The following is a 16,935-nucleotide window of genomic DNA, read 5'->3' as shown; positions in this document are numbered from 1 at the left end:
CCCTTCGGCTCGTCTGGCCGTCGGCGTGGGGGCAGATTCAAAACTACCTTTTATCGGTAAATTGATACCGCTCAGCGGTTTTGCTCTATAGTGAGGCGGAGATCACATTAATCTCTTGCGCGATCTGCCGTGCCGGCGGATGGGGGAGGACCTGGATGGTCAAAGTTTACGCCGTAGCGCGGGGATTTTCGCTGGTCGAGTTGCTCGTGACGATCGCCATCGTCGCCATCCTCGCCGCGATCGCGCTGCCGAATTTCCGCTCGACGATAAGTTCGACCCAGGTCAACAGCCTGGCGACGATGCTGTATCGCGACCTGAAACTCGCGCAGGCCGAGGCGATCCGCCGCGGCAAGCCGATCGGCGTCTACGCCAACGGCGGTACCGCGTCGGACTGGAGCGGCGGTTGGTACGTGGCCGATCCGTCCGGCGGGGGGGCGATCGTGAACCGCGATGCCCCGGATCCGCGTTATCTCGTCTCGGCCAATCTCGCCGGCAGCGGCACGCCGCCCTCCGCGGCGGCCGGTTCCGTTGTATTTCAGCCGATGGGCAACCTCGTGGGCGCGGCGACACAAACCTTTACGGCCTGCGAACGAAGCAGCAGCTCCTCGGCGCGACAGCAGATTCTCGTGCGCTCGTCGGGAGGCGTTCTCGCATTCGCGCTGCAGAACGCCGCAACTTCGGCGACGGGATGCGGGTCATGACGTCGCTGCCGCCGGACCGCGTTGCCGGCTTTTCCCTGATCGAAGTGCTGATTGCGCTGCTCGTCTTCAGCCTCGGGCTCATGGGACTGGCCGCCAGTCTCGTCATGTCGGTGCGCACCACGCAGGGCGCTTACATCCGCACCCAGGCGAATTTCCTCGCCCAGTCCATGGCCGACCGCATGCGCGCAAACGTGCCGATGGTGTGGGCGGGCAGTTACAACGATTCCTACGTTTCCGCGGCGACGCCGGTGCCCGGCAGCGATCCCTGCGCGAGCGGCAGCACGAGCTGCAGCCGCGCCCAGGTCGCCAGCCGCGATCTCTATCAATGGCGGACGCAAGTGCAGACCTTGATGCCGGCGCAAACGAGCGCGGTCATCCTATGCACCCAGGTGACGGACCCGAACTATGCCCCGTTGGCAGCGGAAATAGCGAACGGCGCACCCTATAGCGGCACGTGCGCGATCACGCTGAGATGGACCGAGTTGTCGCTCAACCGCGCGACACAGGGCAGTACGGCAGTGGCGGACACCTCTGCGCAGCCGCCGCAAACTTTCAACTGGGTGTTTACCCCATGAGCCGCTCGACCTCGACATCACCCGAACGTTGCGGCGTGCGGAACCGGGCGAGAGGTTTCGGCCTGCTCGAAGTGATGATCGCAATGGCGCTGGGCCTGTTGCTGAGTCTCGGCATCGTCACAGTGTTCAGCGCGGTCGGCGCGACCAATCGCGTGGAGGACGCGCTCGCGCGTCTGCAGGAGAACGGCCGCTACGCTTCGATTCGAATGGCGGCCGACCTGCGCATGCTCGGCGGCCAGTATTGCTCGACCGCGTCGGCCGCCGATGCGAACGCGACACCCGTGAATGGGGTGGTGTATCCGAACAATGCGATTCTGTCCTGGGCGCCCGGCGCGGGCGCGGCTTCGTTGGGTACGACGGCCAATGCGCTGCCGGACGGCGGGGGCATCGCTGGCGCGGTGCCGAGCGGAACCGATCTCACCATGGCGCCGTATGCACTGAGTCCGGCCATTTCGGCGCAGGGCTACGACTGCGGCCTCAGTGATGCCACGTGCGGGGCCGTTCCCAGCGGCTCGGCCAATGCGGCGGACGGTCTGCCGCCGATCGGGACCGCAGTCGGCAATCGCGTGCAGGGCGCCGACGTGCTGACGATCCGCTATCAATCGGGCACGGGCTGGGCGTATACGCTGACCGGCGTCGGCAGCGGAAACAACGCGACGTTCATTCTCAATCCCCAGCAGAATCCTCAGTACGCGCCGCCCGCCGTACCCAACCGCTACTTCGACGACGATCCGACGGATCCGCGCTATTCCTTCACCACCGGCGATCGCGCCCTGGTGACGAAGTGTTCCGGAGGACAGATTTTCCAGGTCAGCGTCGCCGGCACAGGAACGACGCCGACGCTGTCGCCCGATCCGACGGTGCCGATCTCGAGCACATTCAAAGTCGACGATCCGAGCGTCGGTCACGCCACGACCTTCGATGCGCGCGTGTTCAATTTCACCAAGAACTTCGTCACCGTCACCTACTACCTGAGCTATCAGGCCGATCCGGCGACGGCCGGGCGCGTGGTCCCGACGCTGATGCGCAAGGTCAACGGTGGTGCCAATCAGGGCGTTGCCAATCAGGGCGACGAGGTCGTGCAGGGCGTCGAGCGGCTCGATTTTCTCTACGGCGTGCAATACAAGAGCGACGGCGGGTTCCATTACCTCACCGCGGCCGAAGTCACGGCGAACAGCAACCTGGTCAACTGTGCCGTACCGGCTGGTGTGACCGACCCGACTGGTTGCCTATGGGGCTCGGTGAGGTCGGTGCAGGTCAATATGCTGCTCAACTCGGTCGGCAATCTGCCGCTGAGCGATGCCGAGACCGTCTACAGCTACAGCGTCGACGGCGGAACGTCGTGCACGCCGCCGAGTTCGGCGGCCGACAACATGACATACTGCGTCGGCGGCGCCAAGGTAACCAATGGATCGAAGGCCGGCCGCTTGATGCGCCGCGAGTTCATTTCGATGGTGGCGGTGCGCAATGGCAATCGCTGACTTTCCGCCACGCTTCGCAATGTGCTGCCGCGGCCATTCTGCGCGGACACGCCAGCACGGCGCGGTGCTGTTCGTCGCGCTCGTGTTCCTGCTGCTGATCACGGTCCTCGCGGTCACCGCGTCGAGTTCGTCAGTGCTGCAGGAGCGCATGACCGGCGGCTTGCGCAACGGCCAGCTCGCGCTGATGGGCGCGGAGACGGCGTTGCGCGAAGGCGAGCGTTCCGCGCGCACGCTGGCGGAGCGCTCGATCGGTTCGGCGGCGCTGACGTTCTGTCTCGGCGCGGGTACGCCGCGGCCTTGCGTGTATCGCGCCGACGGCGGCGTCATCGACGCTGCCGTGGCGACGTTCAAGGTCTCGCCCGATTCCTGCGATGCGAAGCCGGCGGTCTGCGCGATCGCCACGCCGATCGCTTCGGTCGCGCTGACGGCGCCGGGCGGTCCGCTGCTGAGCCAGCCGACATATGTGATCGAGTGGCTCGGTTACTCGTCCGACGCGACCCAGCAGCGCGGCGTGATGAGCGGCACGGCGCAGCGCGGCTCGCAGCAGGTCTGCGACGGCAGCACGCCGAAGATGGGTTTGTTCCGCGTCACCGCGCGCAGCTCGGGAGGCAATGCTTCGACCGTGCGCGTCGCCGAGAGCGTGTTCAGTGCCTACGTCACCTGTGCGTACAACTCGTGAGCGTGCGGAAGGATCTCCGCGCGATCGCATCGGAATGGGAAAGGGAAGAGTCATGATGATGTCAGCCGCCAACAAACCGCGCCTGCGCACCGCGCTCGCCGCGTTCGTGCTCGGACTGGTCTGCGCTTCCGGCGCGCAGGCCGTGGACCTCAGTGCGATTCCGCCGCAGGTGAATTCGTCGGTGCTGCCGAATTTCGTCATCACCTTCGACGATTCCGGATCGATGACGTGGGCGCGGATGGGCGATTACCCGCCTTACACGTCGGGCAAGCATTGGAACGGCCCGTGGCGCTGCGCCGCGGTGATCGATGCGATCCCGCCGGCCAACGCCAGCGACGCCGCGTTGCGCCAGTTGCCGATGAATGCGGTTTACTACAACCCGCGCGTGACCTATCGGCCGCCACTGAAGCCGGACGGCACGCCGTTCCCCGACGCGCAGAACGGCGATTTCGGCATCGCCAATGCGCCGATCGACGGTATTGCGGTGTATCGACCGGTCAACGCGGTGTCGGCCAGCCCGGTCGGGTTCAACAACAATCGCGACTTGACCGCCAATCTGAAGGTGAACGGCAATCTCGCGGCGATGGACACCGGCAGTACCAACCTGACCGGCACCGGCACGAGCGCCTGGAAGTGCGGAGTGACGGCGAACCTGAACGACGGCTACGACAGTTATCGCACTCCCGAAAATTTCACCGACGCGAATCCTTTCGCCAACAGCGGCGGCGGCCCTTACTACTATCGCCTGAAGTCCGGCGTGACTCTGACCGCGGTCAACGGCGTGCCCGATCCGAGCGTGCTCTACAACGCGGCGAACTGGGAGGCGGTGCAGATCACCGACGCGAACGAACGCAAGAATTTCGCCAATTGGTACGCCTACTACCGCACGCGCAGCCAGATGGCGCGCACCTCACTGTCGCGCGCCTTCGGCAGCCTCACCGCGGCGAACATCCGCGTGGCGTGGCAGAACCTCGGCGCGAACAGTCCGGGTCTGCTGCAGAGCAGTTCGATCATCACTACGTTCACCGACGCGACGGTGGCCGGCATCACCGGCTATCGCACGCGGTTCTTCAACTGGCTCTATCAGATCGGCAGCTACAACGGCACGCCGACGCGCACCGCGATCGACGCGGCCGGCCAGTTCTTCATGCGCAGCGGCACCGGCTTGACCAATCCGTACTGGCAGCCCGACTCGAGCGCCAACGGCGGCCAGGAACTGGCCTGCCGGCAGAACTTCAATCTGCTCGTGACCGACGGTTACTGGAACGTCGATACGCCGAGTGCGGCGTCGTATCTGAAAACGTCGACTTCGACCGCGCTGCCCGACGGAAAAACCTACAGCCCCGCGGACGCGACCTCGCTGATCTACAACGGCTTCGGTACGGACACCGCCGGCAACGCGACCTTGTCGAACATCGCCTTCCACTACTGGGCGAAGAATTTGCGCCCGGACTTCGCGACCAAGTTTCCGGGCGTCAAGGTGCCGGCCTACATCGCCGACACGATGACCGGCGTCACCGGGGCGGCCGTCACCGATCCTTCGAGGCTCTGGCTCGATCCGAGCGACAGCAATTTCCCGGCCGAGGTCTACTTCAATCCGAACAACGACCCCGCCACCTGGCCGCACATGGTGCAGTTCGCCATCTCGCTCGGCGCGGGCGGTGCGCTGAGCAGCTCGCCGAACGATCTCGACTGCACCGCGGGCTCGGCCAACGATGCCTGCGCGCTGCGCAAGGGACAGAAGAATTCCACCGGCAGCATCGGCTGGCCGCAGCCGAACGGAACCGGCGGCGGCATCCCGCAGAACATCGACGATACCTGGCATGCGGCGATCAACAGCCGCGGTTCGTTCTTCCTCGCGACCGATCCCGAGGCGATGACCACCCAGCTCAACAACATCTTGAACAACGTCGTCGGCCGCGGCGCGCAGCCGGCGGCGGCATCGACGACGATGAACATCCTCACCGGGGCCTCGCAGGGTTTCGTCCCCGGCTACAACAGCACGACCTGGGCGGGCACCCTGTACAAGGTGCCGCTGATCTCCGATCCCACGGACCCGAACTACGGCGCGGCCAAGCCGTTGTCGCAATCGGTTTGGGAAGCCGGCTGCGTGCTCGACGGCGGCACGCTCGACAAGAGCGGTTCCTCGCCCAAGTGCACGCAGATCGGCAGCGACAGCGCCACGCGCGCGGCGGCGCGCATCATCGTCAGCGGCCAATCGCCGTTGCGCGGAATTCCGACGAAATCGTGTTCATCGGGAGGGCTGCTCGGCGGCCTGCTCTGCGGAGTGACCAACCTGCTCGGCAATTTGATCGACGGCCTGACGAGCACGCTCGGGCAGGTGCTTGGCGTAACGAAATTCTCCGCGCTCAATCAGGCGCCGAGCGGCGGTGTCGCCTGCCAGAGCGGCCTGCTTGCGCCGCTGGTCAACGGCATCCTCACTTCGCTGCTCGGCCAGCAGTCCGCGCCCGCGGGCTGCGACGGCTTTGCCAATGCGCGCATCGACTATCTGCGCGGCGATCACGGTCAGGAGGGCGCTGCCGCGCAGGCGAAGTTCCGCGTCCGCGCCTCGATGCTCGGTGCGATCATGAATTCGTCGCCGGTCTACGTGTCGTCCGCGACCAGCGGCTGGGCCGACGCGTTCCCGTCCGGTTCGGGCGAAGCCACGGCGGCGGCCGCGGGCAATACCTATCAACAATTCGCGGTCGATCAGCGTTCGCGTCCGGCCACGCTCTACGTCGGTGCGGCCGACGGCATGCTGCACGCCTTCGACACTGTCAGCGGCAAGGAGCGTTTCGCTTATCTGCCTGCGGTGCAGTACAACCGCGCGATCGATACGACCGGCAAGCTGGTGAAAAACTCGGCGATTGCGGGCATCACCAACGGAGTCACGCCGCCGCCGGGCGTCGACGATACGCCGGTCGTCGCGGATGTGTTTTTCAACAACCGCTGGCGCACGATTCTCGTCGGCGGCCTGCGCCTCGGCGGCCGCGGCCTGTTCGCGCTCGACATCACCGATCCCGCGTCGATCAAGAGCGAGAGCGACTTGCAAGCCAAGGTGCTCTGGGACATCGACAACACGACGTCGGTCGGCAGCGGGAGCCTCGCGACGACGCCGTTCAAGAATCTCGGCTACACCTATGCGTCGCAGAACATCGTGCGCATCAATTGCAACAGCGCGACGAACGCAGCCTGTTCCGGAACGGGAGGCACCTGGGCCGTGCTTGCCTCGAGCGGCTATTTCCCGAATGCCGACAGCGGCGATCCCGCGAGTTCCGAAGCCGGAGCATCGCAGACCTCGCTGTTCGTGATCGATCTCGCGAGCGGCAAACTGATCCGTGAGATTCCGACCGCGACGAACAACCAGAACATGACCGTCACGAGCTACGGTTTGTCGACGCCGGCCGCGTACGACGTCGGCAACGACCAGGCTACCGACGTCGCCGTCGCCGGCGATCTGGCCGGCAATGTCTGGCGCTTCGATATTTCCGATGCGAATCCGAACAAGTGGAGTGTCGACCTGCTGTTCCAGACCTACGATCCGACGACCGCGAATACGATCGGCACGCAGCCGATATCGACTGAGCCGATTGCGCTGCGCGATGCCACGGGAATGATGCCCGTGTGGATCTTCGGCACCGGCAAGTATCTCGGCAAGTGCGATACGACCACGAGCACGGCGACGTCGGGGCAGAGCAACTGCGGCCCGGATTCGAGCGCGGCGATCCAGTCGTTCTACGGCATCTTCGATTACGGCACGAAGTCGGGCAATTATCCGGTGAACAAGAATGGCCCGCGTGCCAGCGGTGGCGTGCTCGTGCAGCAGAAAATGTCCGAGGCTGCCGATGTACGCTCGGTCACCAACACGCCGGTTTCCGCGAGTGCGAATGGCGGCTGGCAAATCAGACTCAATCTGGGCGGCATCGATGCGGGCGAGCGTGTCGTCACCACGATCAGCCCCTTGTTCGACAGCAACAACTTCATTGCGTCCACGCTGATCCCGGGTGGCGATCCCTGCCGGCCGGGTTTGAGCGGCGCCTTGATGATGCTCAACGGTGCGACCGGCGGAGCGCCGATCCAAGACCTGACCGGGTCGTTCGGCGGCGCGAATACATCGACCTCGCGGGTGACCGGAAAGGTACGGCGCAACGACAACGCCATTCCGACCAAGAGCGACGGCATTTCAGTGCTCGTGCCGCCGGGCGGCGGCCAATATCGGGTCTTGTTCGGCGGCGGCGTTTTCCCGATCGACGGCGCGCAGACTCCGCATCGCGGAGCGTGGCGCCAGCTGCTCGAAATGCAATAAGAACGAAGGGTGCGGAGCGATAAGATGCGGAGCAGCGCAAAAAAAGGATTCACTCTGATCGAGCTGATGATCGTCGTCGCGGTGATCGCGATTCTGGCGGCGATCGCGTACCCCTCTTATACGAGATACGTCTACCGCGCGCGCCGCGCCGACGGCCAGGATTTGCTCATGCGAATCGCGGCGGCGCAGGAGCGCTACTACACGAATTTCAACAAATACACCGCGGACATTACCGGCTCCGCGCCAGGGGGGCTAGCCATGAACAGCACTTCCTCGAGCGGCTATTACCGCGTGCTGCCTGCCGATGTCGTCGCGAGCGCGACCGGCTATACGATTCTGGCCAGACCGCAAGGGGCGCAGACGGGCGACACCGCTTGTCCGACCCTGAGCGTAGACAATGCCTTGAACAAAGCGCCTGCGGGCCTGACGGCGAACGGCTCGTGCTGGTGAATCGGTGAAAAGAGTTCGGTTCGCGCAGCCGAAGAATTCGAGAGCCGCGGCTTCGGGTCGATTTTAGCGAGCGTCGTTCGGCAAACAACGTTCAGAAAAACAACGGGCAGTTCGCCCGGCTTCCTCAGGACTTCGCCTTCGCCAGCGTAATCGCGGCAACACCGGCAACGATGATCACCGTGCCGACGATATCGAGGCGCGAAACCGCCTCGCCACCAAGCAGCACGCCGATCAACACGGCGACCGGCGGATTGACGTAGGCATAGCTCGATGCCAGCACCGGCCGCGTATGGTGCAGCAGATAGATGTACGAACTGAAACCGAGCAGGGAGCCGAACACGATCAGGTAACCCATTGCGGCCAGCGCGGTCGGACTTGGCGCCGCGGCAAAGTGTTCACCGCTGACGAACGAAGCGAGGGCGAGCGGGAGGCTGCCGGCGAGCATCTGCGCTGCGGCGCTCATCATCGGCTCGGGCATATCGTGGTGCTTGCTCCACACCGAGCCGAATGCCCAGGCGATCGGCGAAGCGACGAGCGCGATCGCGCCGGCCGGCGAACCGCGCAGTTCGCCGCCGAGATTGAGGACGATGATGCCGACGAAGCCGATGCCGAGGCCGATCCATTCTATGCGGTTCGGCCAGTGCCCGTAGAGGCCGGCGAAGATCGCGATGAACAGCGCGGCGCTCGCGACGGCCACGGCGGCGATGCCCGAGGCGACGGTCTGCTCGGCGTAGCAGACCCCGCCGTTGCCGATGCCGAGTAGCAAGGTGCCGGTGATCAGGCAGTTGAACCACTGCCGCGCCGTCGGTGCCTTGCCGCCGCGCCAGAGCAGCAGCGCGAACAACAGGCCGCCGGCGATGAAGAAACGAATCCCGGCAAGCGCGAACGGCGGGAAGCCGGTCAGCGCCACGCGCAGACCGTAGTAGGTCGAACCCCAGATCAGGTAGACGCCGATCAGCGCGAGCGGAACCAGCGCGCGAGAATTCAGGCGTGAAGGGGAGGCGGATTCGGCACGCGCAGCATCGTTCATCGGCAGATTTTACTGGCCGGTGTGGCAATGCAACAGCGCCGCTTGCGCAGCGCCGTCAGGTGCCGGTGATGCTTGCGTTCAGTGTTTGATCGGCGCGGTGCGGTTCGGCAGTACGACGAACTCGCCTTCGATCACGTCGGGATGGCGCGGTGCGGTACTTTTCGGTGCATTCGAGCGGCCGACCGCACGCACGATCGCGATAATCGTGCCGATCACGGCAAATGCGACGAGCGCCACCAAGCCGAGGGCCAGTACGCCCCCAAGTAGAATGAGACCGAGGGCGCCGATGAGGATGCGCATTAGCGGGTGACGAGGGCGGTTGAACCAGCGCCAATAAAACATGTCGGCGACGCTCCGTGGCAAAATGGACAGGACGGTACCCCCGCATACCGTTGAGCAAGGCAACTAAATACACCGATGGCCGTTACGAAAACGTTATGCAGAATCAATGACATCCCCGATGGCGGTGCGATCGAAGTGGGCGTCGTTTCGGAGCGCGACTCAATTCGCGACTCGCTGATGTTGACGCGCAGCGGCGTCGCGGTGCGCGCTTATCGCAACATTTGTCCGCACGCCGGGCGGCCGCTCGACTGGTCGCCGGGACAGTTCCTGATCGAGGACGGGTTCGTGATCTGCACGGCGCACGGGGCGATGTTCCGGCTTGAGTCCGGCGAGTGCGTATCGGGACCGTGCCGCGGCGCGCATCTGGCGTCGGTGGCGGTCGAATCGCGCGGGGATGAAGTGGTCCTCGAAAGCGGCGAATAAGCCGAGTCGATAGTTTTTCGTCTGCGCCGCGGCAAAGACACCGCGGTGTGTTTGCCGCGGATCGGGGAGAATCCCGCTCAGCGGAAAACCAGGTTCACCGCGACGAGCATCACCACGAGCATCAGCACCGTCAACGGCAGGCCGACACGCAGGAAATCGCGCGCGCGATAGCCGCCGGGGCCAGCGACGAGGGTCAGCACCGGGTTCGCGCTTGCGATCAGGAAACTGTTCGAGGTGGAGATCGCGACGATCAGCGCGTAGATCGCCGGGTTGCCGTTCGAGGCGAGCGCGGTATTGATGGCCATCGGCACCATCATGACCGTCGCGCCGACGTTGGAGACGATCTGGGCGAAAAACAGCGTCAGCACCGCGATCACCGCCTGCAGTGCCCATTGCGGCCACGCGCCGAGATAACGCAGCACCTCTTGTGCGAGCCAGGCTGCGGCGCCGGTTGCGTCCATCGCCCAGCCGAGCGGGATCAGGCAGGCGAGAGTGAAGATCGTCTTCCAGTTGATCGCGCTGTAGGCCTCTTCCATCTTGAGCACGCCGGCGAGCAGCATGCCGACCGCTCCGGTCAGCATCGCGATCGAGAGTTTGAGGTCGGTGAACAGGCCGAGGCCCATGGCGAGGGCGAAGAAGCCGACCGCGTGCCAGATCTTGGCCGGGCGGCCTTCGTCCTTCGGATAATCGGTGACGACGACGAAGTCGTGATCCTCGGCGGCGACGGCGAGATCGCGCCAGAGCCCGTGCAGGACCAGGGTGTCACCCGCGCGCAGGGCGATACCGCGCACGTCCTCGCGGAAAATCTCCTCGCCGCGATTGACCGCGAGCACGCTGATGCCGTAGCGCTTGCGCAGGTGCAGGGCGCCGACGTTCTGTTTGACGAATTCCGAATTCGGCGGAATCACCGCCTCGGCGATGCCGGCGCGCGTCGGGTTGAACATGTCGCGGAACCAGCGCAGGCGCGTCTGCGCGAGCAGCAGGTTGAGGTTGGCGAAATGCTCGATGTCGGCGCGCTTGCCGAGCGTGCCGAGCACGGTGCCGACCCAGATCATCGTGTCGGCGGGGGGCGCCAGACGCACCTCGTCGCCGTTCTTGATCGCGAGGATCAGCGGCGCGCCGCGCAGCGCCTCGGCTTCGAGCACGCTCATGCCGACGAGCGGGCTTTCCGCGGTCACGGTCAGTTCGAAGACTTCGCCCGAGATGCCGTAGGTCTCGGCAAAGTAAGTGTCGGTGCGGCCCGGCGTGACGCCCTGGCTTTCCGCATCCGAAGGCAGCAACCGGCGCGTGAACAGGGCGAAGTAGGCGAGGCCGGCGATCAGCAGCGGAATGCCGACCGGGGCGATCGAGAACAGCGAGAATGGCTCGATCGTGCGCGCGCCCTGCGGCAGGTTGCGGTTTGCGCTGACGATCAGGTCGTTGAGCACGATCAGCGGTGAGTTCGAGATCATGGTCATGTTCGTGCCGGCGAGGATGCAGAACGCCATCGGCATCAGCAGGCGCGACAGCGGCACGCCGGTGCGCGAACTGACCCGGCTGACCACGGGCAGGAACAACGTGACGAGGGCCTGGCTCTGGATGATCGATGAAAGGCTACCGACCATTGCATTGATCGCGAAGCTGAGCCGCGATTCGGCGCCGCGCGATACGCGCAGAAGGAACGAAGCGGCCTTGCCGAGTACGCCGGTGCGGTCAAGCCCGGCGCCCATGATCATTACGCCGAGCAGGGAGATCACTGCGTTGCCGGCGAAGCCTTCGAACAGTTGCTCGACCGGCACGAGGCGCGTGATGCCGATCACGACGATGACGAGCAGGGCGATCAGATCCCCGCGTATCCATTCGAGTACGAGCATGAGCACGGTGAAGGCGAGAAGGCCGAACACGAGCATCATGTCGTGGGTGAGGATCAGGCCTTGGTTCATCTCATCCGTCGGGGCTCGGTGCTTTCTTGTTTCGCTCGTCGTTCCCGCATGTTCTCGGCGGGGCTCTCAACAGCCGCGGGGCTGCTTATCCAGTGCCTTTCGTTTTCGATCTCGATTGCCGGTGCGTCGATTCGGTTTTTCGCCCGCCTCGCGCACGCAGCCCTTGAAGCGTTTATGTCTTATTCTCGTCGCGGCAAGCAGGGTTCGGTGGTGCGGCACAAATCAAAAACATTTTGCTCTGAGGCCGTGTTCTCTTTGCGTCTTCAAATCCGTTCGTAGATGAAATCCCATACGCCGTGACCGAGGCGTAAACCACGTTTCTCGAAGTGCGTCTCGATGCGCCAGTCGGGCCGCGGCACGCTCTGGCCTTCGCCGGCCGTGTTGCGCCAATCCGGCGCCGCGTCGAGCACGGCGAGCATATGCTCGGCATAGTCGGCCCAGTCGGTAGCCAAATGCAAGCGGCCGCCGCGTTCGGTGCGGGTCGCGAGCAGATGCAGCAGATCGGGCTGGATCAGGCGGCGCTTCTGCTGGCGCTTTTTCGGCCAAGGATCGGGGAAATAGATGCGCACTTCGGCCAGTGAGTCCGGCGCGATCGCGTTGCGCAATATCTCGACCGCATCGTGGTTGTAGAGACGCACATTGGCGACGTCTTGAGCGGCAAGCGCGTTCATCAGACGGCCGACACCGGGGCGGTGCACTTCGATGCCGATGAAGCTCTTCTCGGTCTCGTGCAGGCCGGCGTGAAGCAACTGCTCGCCGTTGCCGAAGCCGATCTCGAGCACGAGCGGCGAGCTGCGCCCGAAAATCTGCGCATAGTCGGGCACGCTCGGCGAGGGCTCGAGGCCGAACCGCGCCCAGTGCTGCTCGAATGCGCGCTGCTGTGCTGGGGTGAAACGTCCTTGGCGCAGAACGAAGCTGCGGATATGACGGTGCTGCGCTTCGTTCACCCGATCGTTCCGTCGATGGGACTCGATGCCGATGCGAAGCGCTTGCGCGGAATGCGGCCGGCGAGGAACGCTTCACGGCCGGCTTCGACGGCTTTCTTCATCGCGCTCGCCATGAGCACGGGATTCTTCGCGCCAGCGATCGCGGTGTTCATCAGCACGCCGTCGCAACCGAGTTCCATCGCGATGGCGGCATCGGACGCCGTGCCGACGCCGGCATCGACGAGCACGGGCACCTTCGCGTTTTCGACGATTTCGAGCAGGTTCCAGCGGTTCTGGATGCCGAGGCCCGAACCGATCGGCGCGGCCAGCGGCATCACCGCCACACAGCCGATTTCTTCGAGCCGGCGCGCGAGGATCGGATCGTCGCTGGTATAGACCATCACTTCGAATTTGTCGGCGACGAGCTGTTCGGCGGCCTTCAAGGTCTGCACGACGTCGGGGAACAGCGTTTTCTGGTCGCCCAGCACTTCGAGCTTGACCAGATTGTGTCCGTCGAGCAGCTCGCGCGCGAGCTTGCAGGTGCGCACGGCGTCATCGGCCGTATAGCAGCCGGCGGTGTTCGGCAGGATCGTGTAGCGATCGGGCGGCAGCACGTCGAGCAGGTTGGGCTGGTTCTTGTCCTGGCCGATATTCGTGCGGCGAATCGCGACGGTCACGATTTCTGCACCGGCTGCTTCGGTCGCGCGACGCGTCTCTTCGAGATCCTTGAACTTGCCGGTGCCGGTGAGCAGACGCGAACGATAGGTCTTGCCGGCGATGACGAGCGTGTCGTTGTCAGCGGCGGGGATGGAGCGGATTTGAGCGTTCATCGGTGCGGTTCGTATGCAGAATCAAAATGGGGAACACTGCAGTTCGGTCTCGCCGTGCCGGCCGCAGTCAGGCCGGTCGCCGGGCAGGTCTGTGTCGATCAGCCGCCGCCGAGCGCGTGCACGATTTCGACGCGATCGCCTTCGCGCAGCACGCGTTCGCCGTGCAGGCTTTTCGGCACGATTTCGCGGTTGATCTCCACGGCGACTTTTCGGTCGGCGTAGCCGCTGGCTTCGAGCAGATTGGCGACGCTGGTTCCGCTGGGGGTCTCGCGCGTTTCGCCGTTGAGTTGGATGGTAAGCATGCGCGCATTGTAGCGCTTTGCACTACGTGCCGGCGCAGTGTGCGCAAAACGAAACGCCCGGCATGTACCGGGCGTTCGCGGAGAGGATCTAAGGCCGTTTGGATCAACGGTGATTGTTGCGATCGTTGTTGTTATCGCCGCGGCTGCGTGGTTGCTCCGAACGCTGCTGCGGTTCTGAGCGCTGCTGTTGCTGCGCGCGCTGCTGCATTTCCTGTTGCTGCTGAGCACGCTGCTGGAACTGCTGTTGCTGCACTTCACGCTGCTGCTGCGCGCGCTGTTGCATTTCCTGTTGTTGCTGGGCGCGTTGCTGCATCTGCTGTTGCTGCATTTCACGCTGCTGTTGCGCGCGCTGTTGCACCTCCTGTTGCTGCTGGGCGCGTTGTTGCATTTCCTGTTGTTGCTGCGCACGTTGCTGCTGCATATCGCGCTGCTGCTGCGCTCTCTGCTGCATCTCCTGCTGTTGCTGAGCGCGCTGCTGAGATTCCTGCTGTTGGCGCTGCTGGAATTCCTGTTGCTGCTGGGCGCGCTGCTGAATCTCGCGCTGCTGCGACTGCTGACGCTGCTGATCGACTTCCTGCTGACGGCGCTGCTGCATTTCCTGTTGCTGCTGGGCGCGTTGCTGCATATCGACCTGGGGCGCACGCTCGACCGGCGCGGAGCGATACTCCGGCGTCTGCCGCTGCTGCATCTGCACCGCGGAGCGGTTGTCCTGCTGCGGCTGGCGCTCGATCGGTACCGAGCGGTTTTGCGGCGTGTTGTCGCGCTGGCCGGCATTGTCGTTGCCGCGCAGCGAACGCTGCTGGGCACTGTTGTCCGGCGCGTTCGGATTCACGTAGCGGCTCGACGGCAGGCCGCGCTGCTCTTCCGGCTGCGGGTGGCCGCCCGGCGGTACGGTAATGCTGCGGCCTTGGACTGGATTACCCTGCGGCTGCTGGCCGCGCTGCGCCTGATCATTCGGCGCGCGACTGTTGTTGTCGATCGCTCGGCGCGTATCGATGCTGCGGTTGTCGGCGCCGGCGCGGGCGTTGTCGTTGCTCTGGCGCATATCGACCGCACGACCGTCCGCCTGAGCAGGACCGCGCGGCTGGATCGACGGTGCGATCGAGCGCGCTGGCGCACCGTCGCGCGTGACCACGTTCACGTTCGGACGCGAGGTCATCGCGGCGCGTTGCGCCGCTTCGCCGTTGCCGATCACGGTCGGAGCCGCGCGCAGCTGCGCGACCGGCAGTGCACGGCCGGGATCGCGCTGCAGGGCATTCTCACGCTGCGCGAACGAAGCCATCGGCGCGGGTGGGCGCGTCGCCGCGATGATGCTGCGCGACTGCACGGCCTGCGGGGGCGCCGCGGCGCTGCGACCGCCGGCATCGAAAGCCAAGCTCTGGCGCGTCGGTGCGATCGCGGCGAAGCCGGACACGCGTGCATTGGCGAACGTCTCGCGATTGACCGCGACCACCGAACCGCGCACTTCGCGCGAGCCGGTGAAAACGTCACCGCGCACCGCGGTGATCGCATTGGTGACGTTGCGGTTGGCGTAGTTGACGCGGCTGTAGTCGAAGTTGCCGCGCTGGTAGTTGCCGTAGAAATTATTGATCGTGACGTTGTTGATCGTCGTGTTGTGGATGTTGATGCTGGTGAAGTAATTGCGGCTCACGCGATAGCTCGGCACGTAGACGTCGCGCGGGCCGAGCGGGAACCAGCCGACCGGTCCACCGACGTTGAAGGCCAGGCGCGCGCCGCCGCCGCTGACGAAGGCGACGAGGGCAGGGGCGTAGTACGGACGCACATTGGCCGGGCCCGGGCACCAGCCCCAGCGGTTGTTGACCCAGGCCCAGCGGCCGTAGTGGAACGGCGCGAAGCCCCAAGGCGAAGAGTCGACCCAGGTCCAGCCGTAGGCGCCAACCCAGCTCCAGCGGCCGTAGCTGTACGGTGTCCAGCCGACCGCCACCTGGCTCGGATACCAGACGTTGCCGTAGTCGGGCGTCGAGTCCCAGGAGCCATAGCTGTCGAGATCGTCGTAGCCGATGATGTCTTCGGAAACGTACTGGCGCGAGCGCGAGTTGTCCCAGCGTCCGTCGCGATCGAAGCAGAAGCGATCGAAGTCGTCCGGGCTCGGCACGCCGTTGCTGACGTAATCGCGCAGTTGCGCGTCGTTGAAGCGGATCGACTGGCCTTCCTCGATGCGGAAGCGCGCGCCGGCCTCGCCGTAGGCGTCGCCGCCGCCGCGGAATGCGGTGACGATGGTGCCGCGGCCGTCCGGAGCCACGTCGATGCGGTATTCGCCGACGCGGTTGATGACGAAGGCGAGTGTCGGCGTGTCGACCTCATAAGTCTGGCCATCGTAGATGCGGCGCACGCGCAGGTTGATCGTGCCTTCCGTCAGCTCGATCTGCGCCATGTTGTCGTCGAGATTGAGAAAGTGGAAGTTCGACTGCTCGTCGACGCGGATCGCCGACGAGCCGATCTGCAGCTCGGCTCGCGCACCGCGGTCGGTCCATAGTTTGTCGCCGGAAATCAGCGGGCGATTGACCTCGGCCTGCACCCAGTTGTTCTCGCCGGCCGGTACAAAACTCACCGCACCGCGGATCACCGACAGGCGTGCGACGCGCGACGGCGGATCGATGGCGGTGCCGGAAGCGTCGTTATAGGAACCGGGGTCGTCGGAAGAGTAATCCGGCGGCGGCTGGGCGAAACCCGTACCGGCGAACAGCAGCCCGGCCAGCAGCACGGCAACAGGTTTGAACATGGTCATGGCGAACGCTCCTTTGCGTTACGCGGAAGTGTGGGGGTAAGGTCCGAAATCTCGATGCGGAAACGGCGCGACGAATGCGGTGATGGCGCTGCGCCTGCCCCTGTCGAATTGCGTGACTTTACGTGCATATAGTTAAGCGCAACCAAGCTGAATGAGGACTTTCGGTTTGGCCCTCGCGAGGCCGCCGCGAAGGAGGATTTATCGGGCGCTTAGCGATGA

The 16,935-nt window shown here is 64.8% G+C and carries 15 protein-coding genes; 8 read left to right on the top strand and 7 right to left on the bottom strand.

Annotation, left to right across the window (positions count from 1 at the left end):
- Positions 1-155 precede the first annotated feature (155 nt).
- Genes FFS30_RS02100 through FFS30_RS02075 form a run of 6 tightly spaced genes read left to right on the top strand, consistent with a single transcriptional unit; the run spans position 156 to position 8,192 of the window.
- Positions 156-701, top strand: a complete 546-nt coding sequence (locus tag FFS30_RS02100) for a GspH/FimT family pseudopilin (RefSeq protein WP_137911456.1) — start codon at positions 156-158, stop codon at positions 699-701.
- The gene (gene pilV / locus FFS30_RS02095; RefSeq protein ID WP_171014371.1) at positions 698-1,276 is read left to right on the top strand and encodes a type IV pilus modification protein PilV; all 579 of its coding nucleotides are present in this window, start codon (positions 698-700) and stop codon (positions 1,274-1,276) included. Before FFS30_RS02100 ends, pilV begins: the two co-directional genes overlap by 4 nt.
- A complete protein-coding gene (locus FFS30_RS02090; RefSeq protein WP_171014475.1) occupies positions 1,273-2,757 on the top strand; it encodes a PilW family protein in 1,485 nt (494 codons plus the stop codon). The genes pilV and FFS30_RS02090 overlap by 4 nt, the downstream gene beginning before the upstream one ends.
- Complete coding sequence (locus FFS30_RS02085) at positions 2,744-3,436, top strand: PilX N-terminal domain-containing pilus assembly protein (RefSeq protein WP_137911453.1); 693 nt, start codon at positions 2,744-2,746, stop codon at positions 3,434-3,436. Before FFS30_RS02090 ends, FFS30_RS02085 begins: the two co-directional genes overlap by 14 nt.
- 52 nt (positions 3,437-3,488) lie before the next feature.
- Positions 3,489-7,742: a PilC/PilY family type IV pilus protein gene (locus tag FFS30_RS02080; protein ID WP_171014370.1), complete on the top strand. Its 4,254-nt coding sequence runs from the start codon at positions 3,489-3,491 to the stop codon at positions 7,740-7,742.
- A gap of 24 nt (positions 7,743-7,766) precedes the next feature.
- Positions 7,767-8,192 carry a type IV pilin protein gene (locus FFS30_RS02075; protein ID WP_137911451.1) on the top strand — a complete coding sequence of 142 codons (426 nt, stop codon included), beginning with the start codon at positions 7,767-7,769 and terminating at the stop codon, positions 8,190-8,192.
- Between the two features lie 124 nt (positions 8,193-8,316).
- Here the strand turns inward: FFS30_RS02075 and yedA are convergent, their stop codons facing one another.
- Together yedA and FFS30_RS02065 are read right to left on the bottom strand one after the other, a co-directional pair.
- Positions 8,317-9,222: a drug/metabolite exporter YedA gene (yedA, locus tag FFS30_RS02070; RefSeq protein ID WP_137911450.1), complete on the bottom strand. Its 906-nt coding sequence runs from the start codon at positions 9,220-9,222 to the stop codon at positions 8,317-8,319.
- A gap of 78 nt (positions 9,223-9,300) precedes the next feature.
- Positions 9,301-9,564, bottom strand: coding sequence for a hypothetical protein (locus tag FFS30_RS02065; RefSeq protein WP_137911449.1), 264 nt, complete (start codon positions 9,562-9,564; stop codon positions 9,301-9,303).
- Positions 9,565-9,639: 75 nt separating this feature from the next.
- On the opposite strand from FFS30_RS02065, the gene FFS30_RS02060 reads away from it, so the two are divergent.
- Positions 9,640-9,987, top strand: a complete 348-nt coding sequence (locus FFS30_RS02060; RefSeq protein ID WP_137911448.1) for a Rieske 2Fe-2S domain-containing protein — start codon at positions 9,640-9,642, stop codon at positions 9,985-9,987.
- Between the two features lie 77 nt (positions 9,988-10,064).
- On the opposite strand, the gene FFS30_RS02055 is transcribed toward FFS30_RS02060, so the two are convergent.
- Positions 10,065-11,909: an SLC13 family permease gene (locus FFS30_RS02055; protein WP_171014368.1), complete on the bottom strand. Its 1,845-nt coding sequence runs from the start codon at positions 11,907-11,909 to the stop codon at positions 10,065-10,067.
- Between FFS30_RS02055 and FFS30_RS02050 the strand changes: the two genes are divergently transcribed.
- Positions 11,901-12,188, top strand: coding sequence for a hypothetical protein (locus FFS30_RS02050; protein WP_137911447.1), 288 nt, complete (start codon positions 11,901-11,903; stop codon positions 12,186-12,188). The genes FFS30_RS02055 and FFS30_RS02050 overlap by 9 nt on opposite strands.
- Here the strand turns inward: FFS30_RS02050 and trmB are convergent.
- The 4 genes from trmB to FFS30_RS02030 all read right to left on the bottom strand — a co-directional run bounded on the left by trmB (position 12,173) and on the right by FFS30_RS02030 (position 16,716).
- The gene (gene trmB, locus FFS30_RS02045; protein ID WP_137911446.1) at positions 12,173-12,856 is read right to left on the bottom strand and encodes a tRNA (guanosine(46)-N7)-methyltransferase TrmB; all 684 of its coding nucleotides are present in this window, start codon (positions 12,854-12,856) and stop codon (positions 12,173-12,175) included. The two genes, FFS30_RS02050 and trmB, sit on opposite strands and share 16 nt — an antisense overlap.
- The gene (locus FFS30_RS02040; protein ID WP_137911445.1) at positions 12,853-13,665 is read right to left on the bottom strand and encodes a thiazole synthase; all 813 of its coding nucleotides are present in this window, start codon (positions 13,663-13,665) and stop codon (positions 12,853-12,855) included. The genes trmB and FFS30_RS02040 overlap by 4 nt, the downstream gene beginning before the upstream one ends.
- Positions 13,666-13,763: 98 nt before the next feature.
- Positions 13,764-13,967 carry a sulfur carrier protein ThiS gene (gene thiS / locus FFS30_RS02035; RefSeq protein ID WP_137911444.1) on the bottom strand — a complete coding sequence of 68 codons (204 nt, stop codon included), beginning with the start codon at positions 13,965-13,967 and terminating at the stop codon, positions 13,764-13,766.
- A gap of 103 nt (positions 13,968-14,070) precedes the next feature.
- A complete protein-coding gene (locus FFS30_RS02030) occupies positions 14,071-16,716 on the bottom strand; it encodes a DUF6600 domain-containing protein (RefSeq protein ID WP_137911443.1) in 2,646 nt (881 codons plus the stop codon).
- Positions 16,717-16,935 lie beyond the last annotated feature (219 nt).

Source organism: Rudaea sp. 3F27F6 (genome assembly GCF_005503555.1).
Taxonomy (GTDB): Bacteria; Pseudomonadota; Gammaproteobacteria; order Xanthomonadales; family Rhodanobacteraceae; genus Rudaea.
The sequence above is the reverse complement of the archived record's forward strand: the minus strand, read 5'-3'. Positions and strand labels throughout refer to the sequence as shown.

What these genes read in the sequence shown, in the direction of transcription:
- FFS30_RS02100 (WP_137911456.1), top strand. Translation starts at nt 156, where the DNA reads ATGGTCAAAGTTTACGCCGTAGCGCGGGGATTTTCGCTGGTCGAGTTG.
- pilV (WP_171014371.1), top strand. Translation starts at nt 698, where the DNA reads ATGACGTCGCTGCCGCCGGACCGCGTTGCCGGCTTTTCCCTGATCGAA.
- FFS30_RS02090 (WP_171014475.1), top strand. Translation starts at nt 1,273, where the DNA reads ATGAGCCGCTCGACCTCGACATCACCCGAACGTTGCGGCGTGCGGAAC.
- FFS30_RS02085 (WP_137911453.1), top strand. Translation starts at nt 2,744, where the DNA reads ATGGCAATCGCTGACTTTCCGCCACGCTTCGCAATGTGCTGCCGCGGC.
- FFS30_RS02080 (WP_171014370.1), top strand. Translation starts at nt 3,489, where the DNA reads ATGATGATGTCAGCCGCCAACAAACCGCGCCTGCGCACCGCGCTCGCC.
- FFS30_RS02075 (WP_137911451.1), top strand. Translation starts at nt 7,767, where the DNA reads ATGCGGAGCAGCGCAAAAAAAGGATTCACTCTGATCGAGCTGATGATC.
- yedA (WP_137911450.1), bottom strand. Translation starts at nt 9,222, where the DNA reads ATGAACGATGCTGCGCGTGCCGAATCCGCCTCCCCTTCACGCCTGAAT.
- FFS30_RS02065 (WP_137911449.1), bottom strand. Translation starts at nt 9,564, where the DNA reads ATGTTTTATTGGCGCTGGTTCAACCGCCCTCGTCACCCGCTAATGCGC.
- FFS30_RS02060 (WP_137911448.1), top strand. Translation starts at nt 9,640, where the DNA reads ATGGCCGTTACGAAAACGTTATGCAGAATCAATGACATCCCCGATGGC.
- FFS30_RS02055 (WP_171014368.1), bottom strand. Translation starts at nt 11,909, where the DNA reads ATGAACCAAGGCCTGATCCTCACCCACGACATGATGCTCGTGTTCGGC.
- FFS30_RS02040 (WP_137911445.1), bottom strand. Translation starts at nt 13,665, where the DNA reads ATGAACGCTCAAATCCGCTCCATCCCCGCCGCTGACAACGACACGCTC.
- thiS (WP_137911444.1), bottom strand. Translation starts at nt 13,967, where the DNA reads ATGCTTACCATCCAACTCAACGGCGAAACGCGCGAGACCCCCAGCGGA.
- FFS30_RS02030 (WP_137911443.1), bottom strand. Translation starts at nt 16,716, where the DNA reads ATGACCATGTTCAAACCTGTTGCCGTGCTGCTGGCCGGGCTGCTGTTC.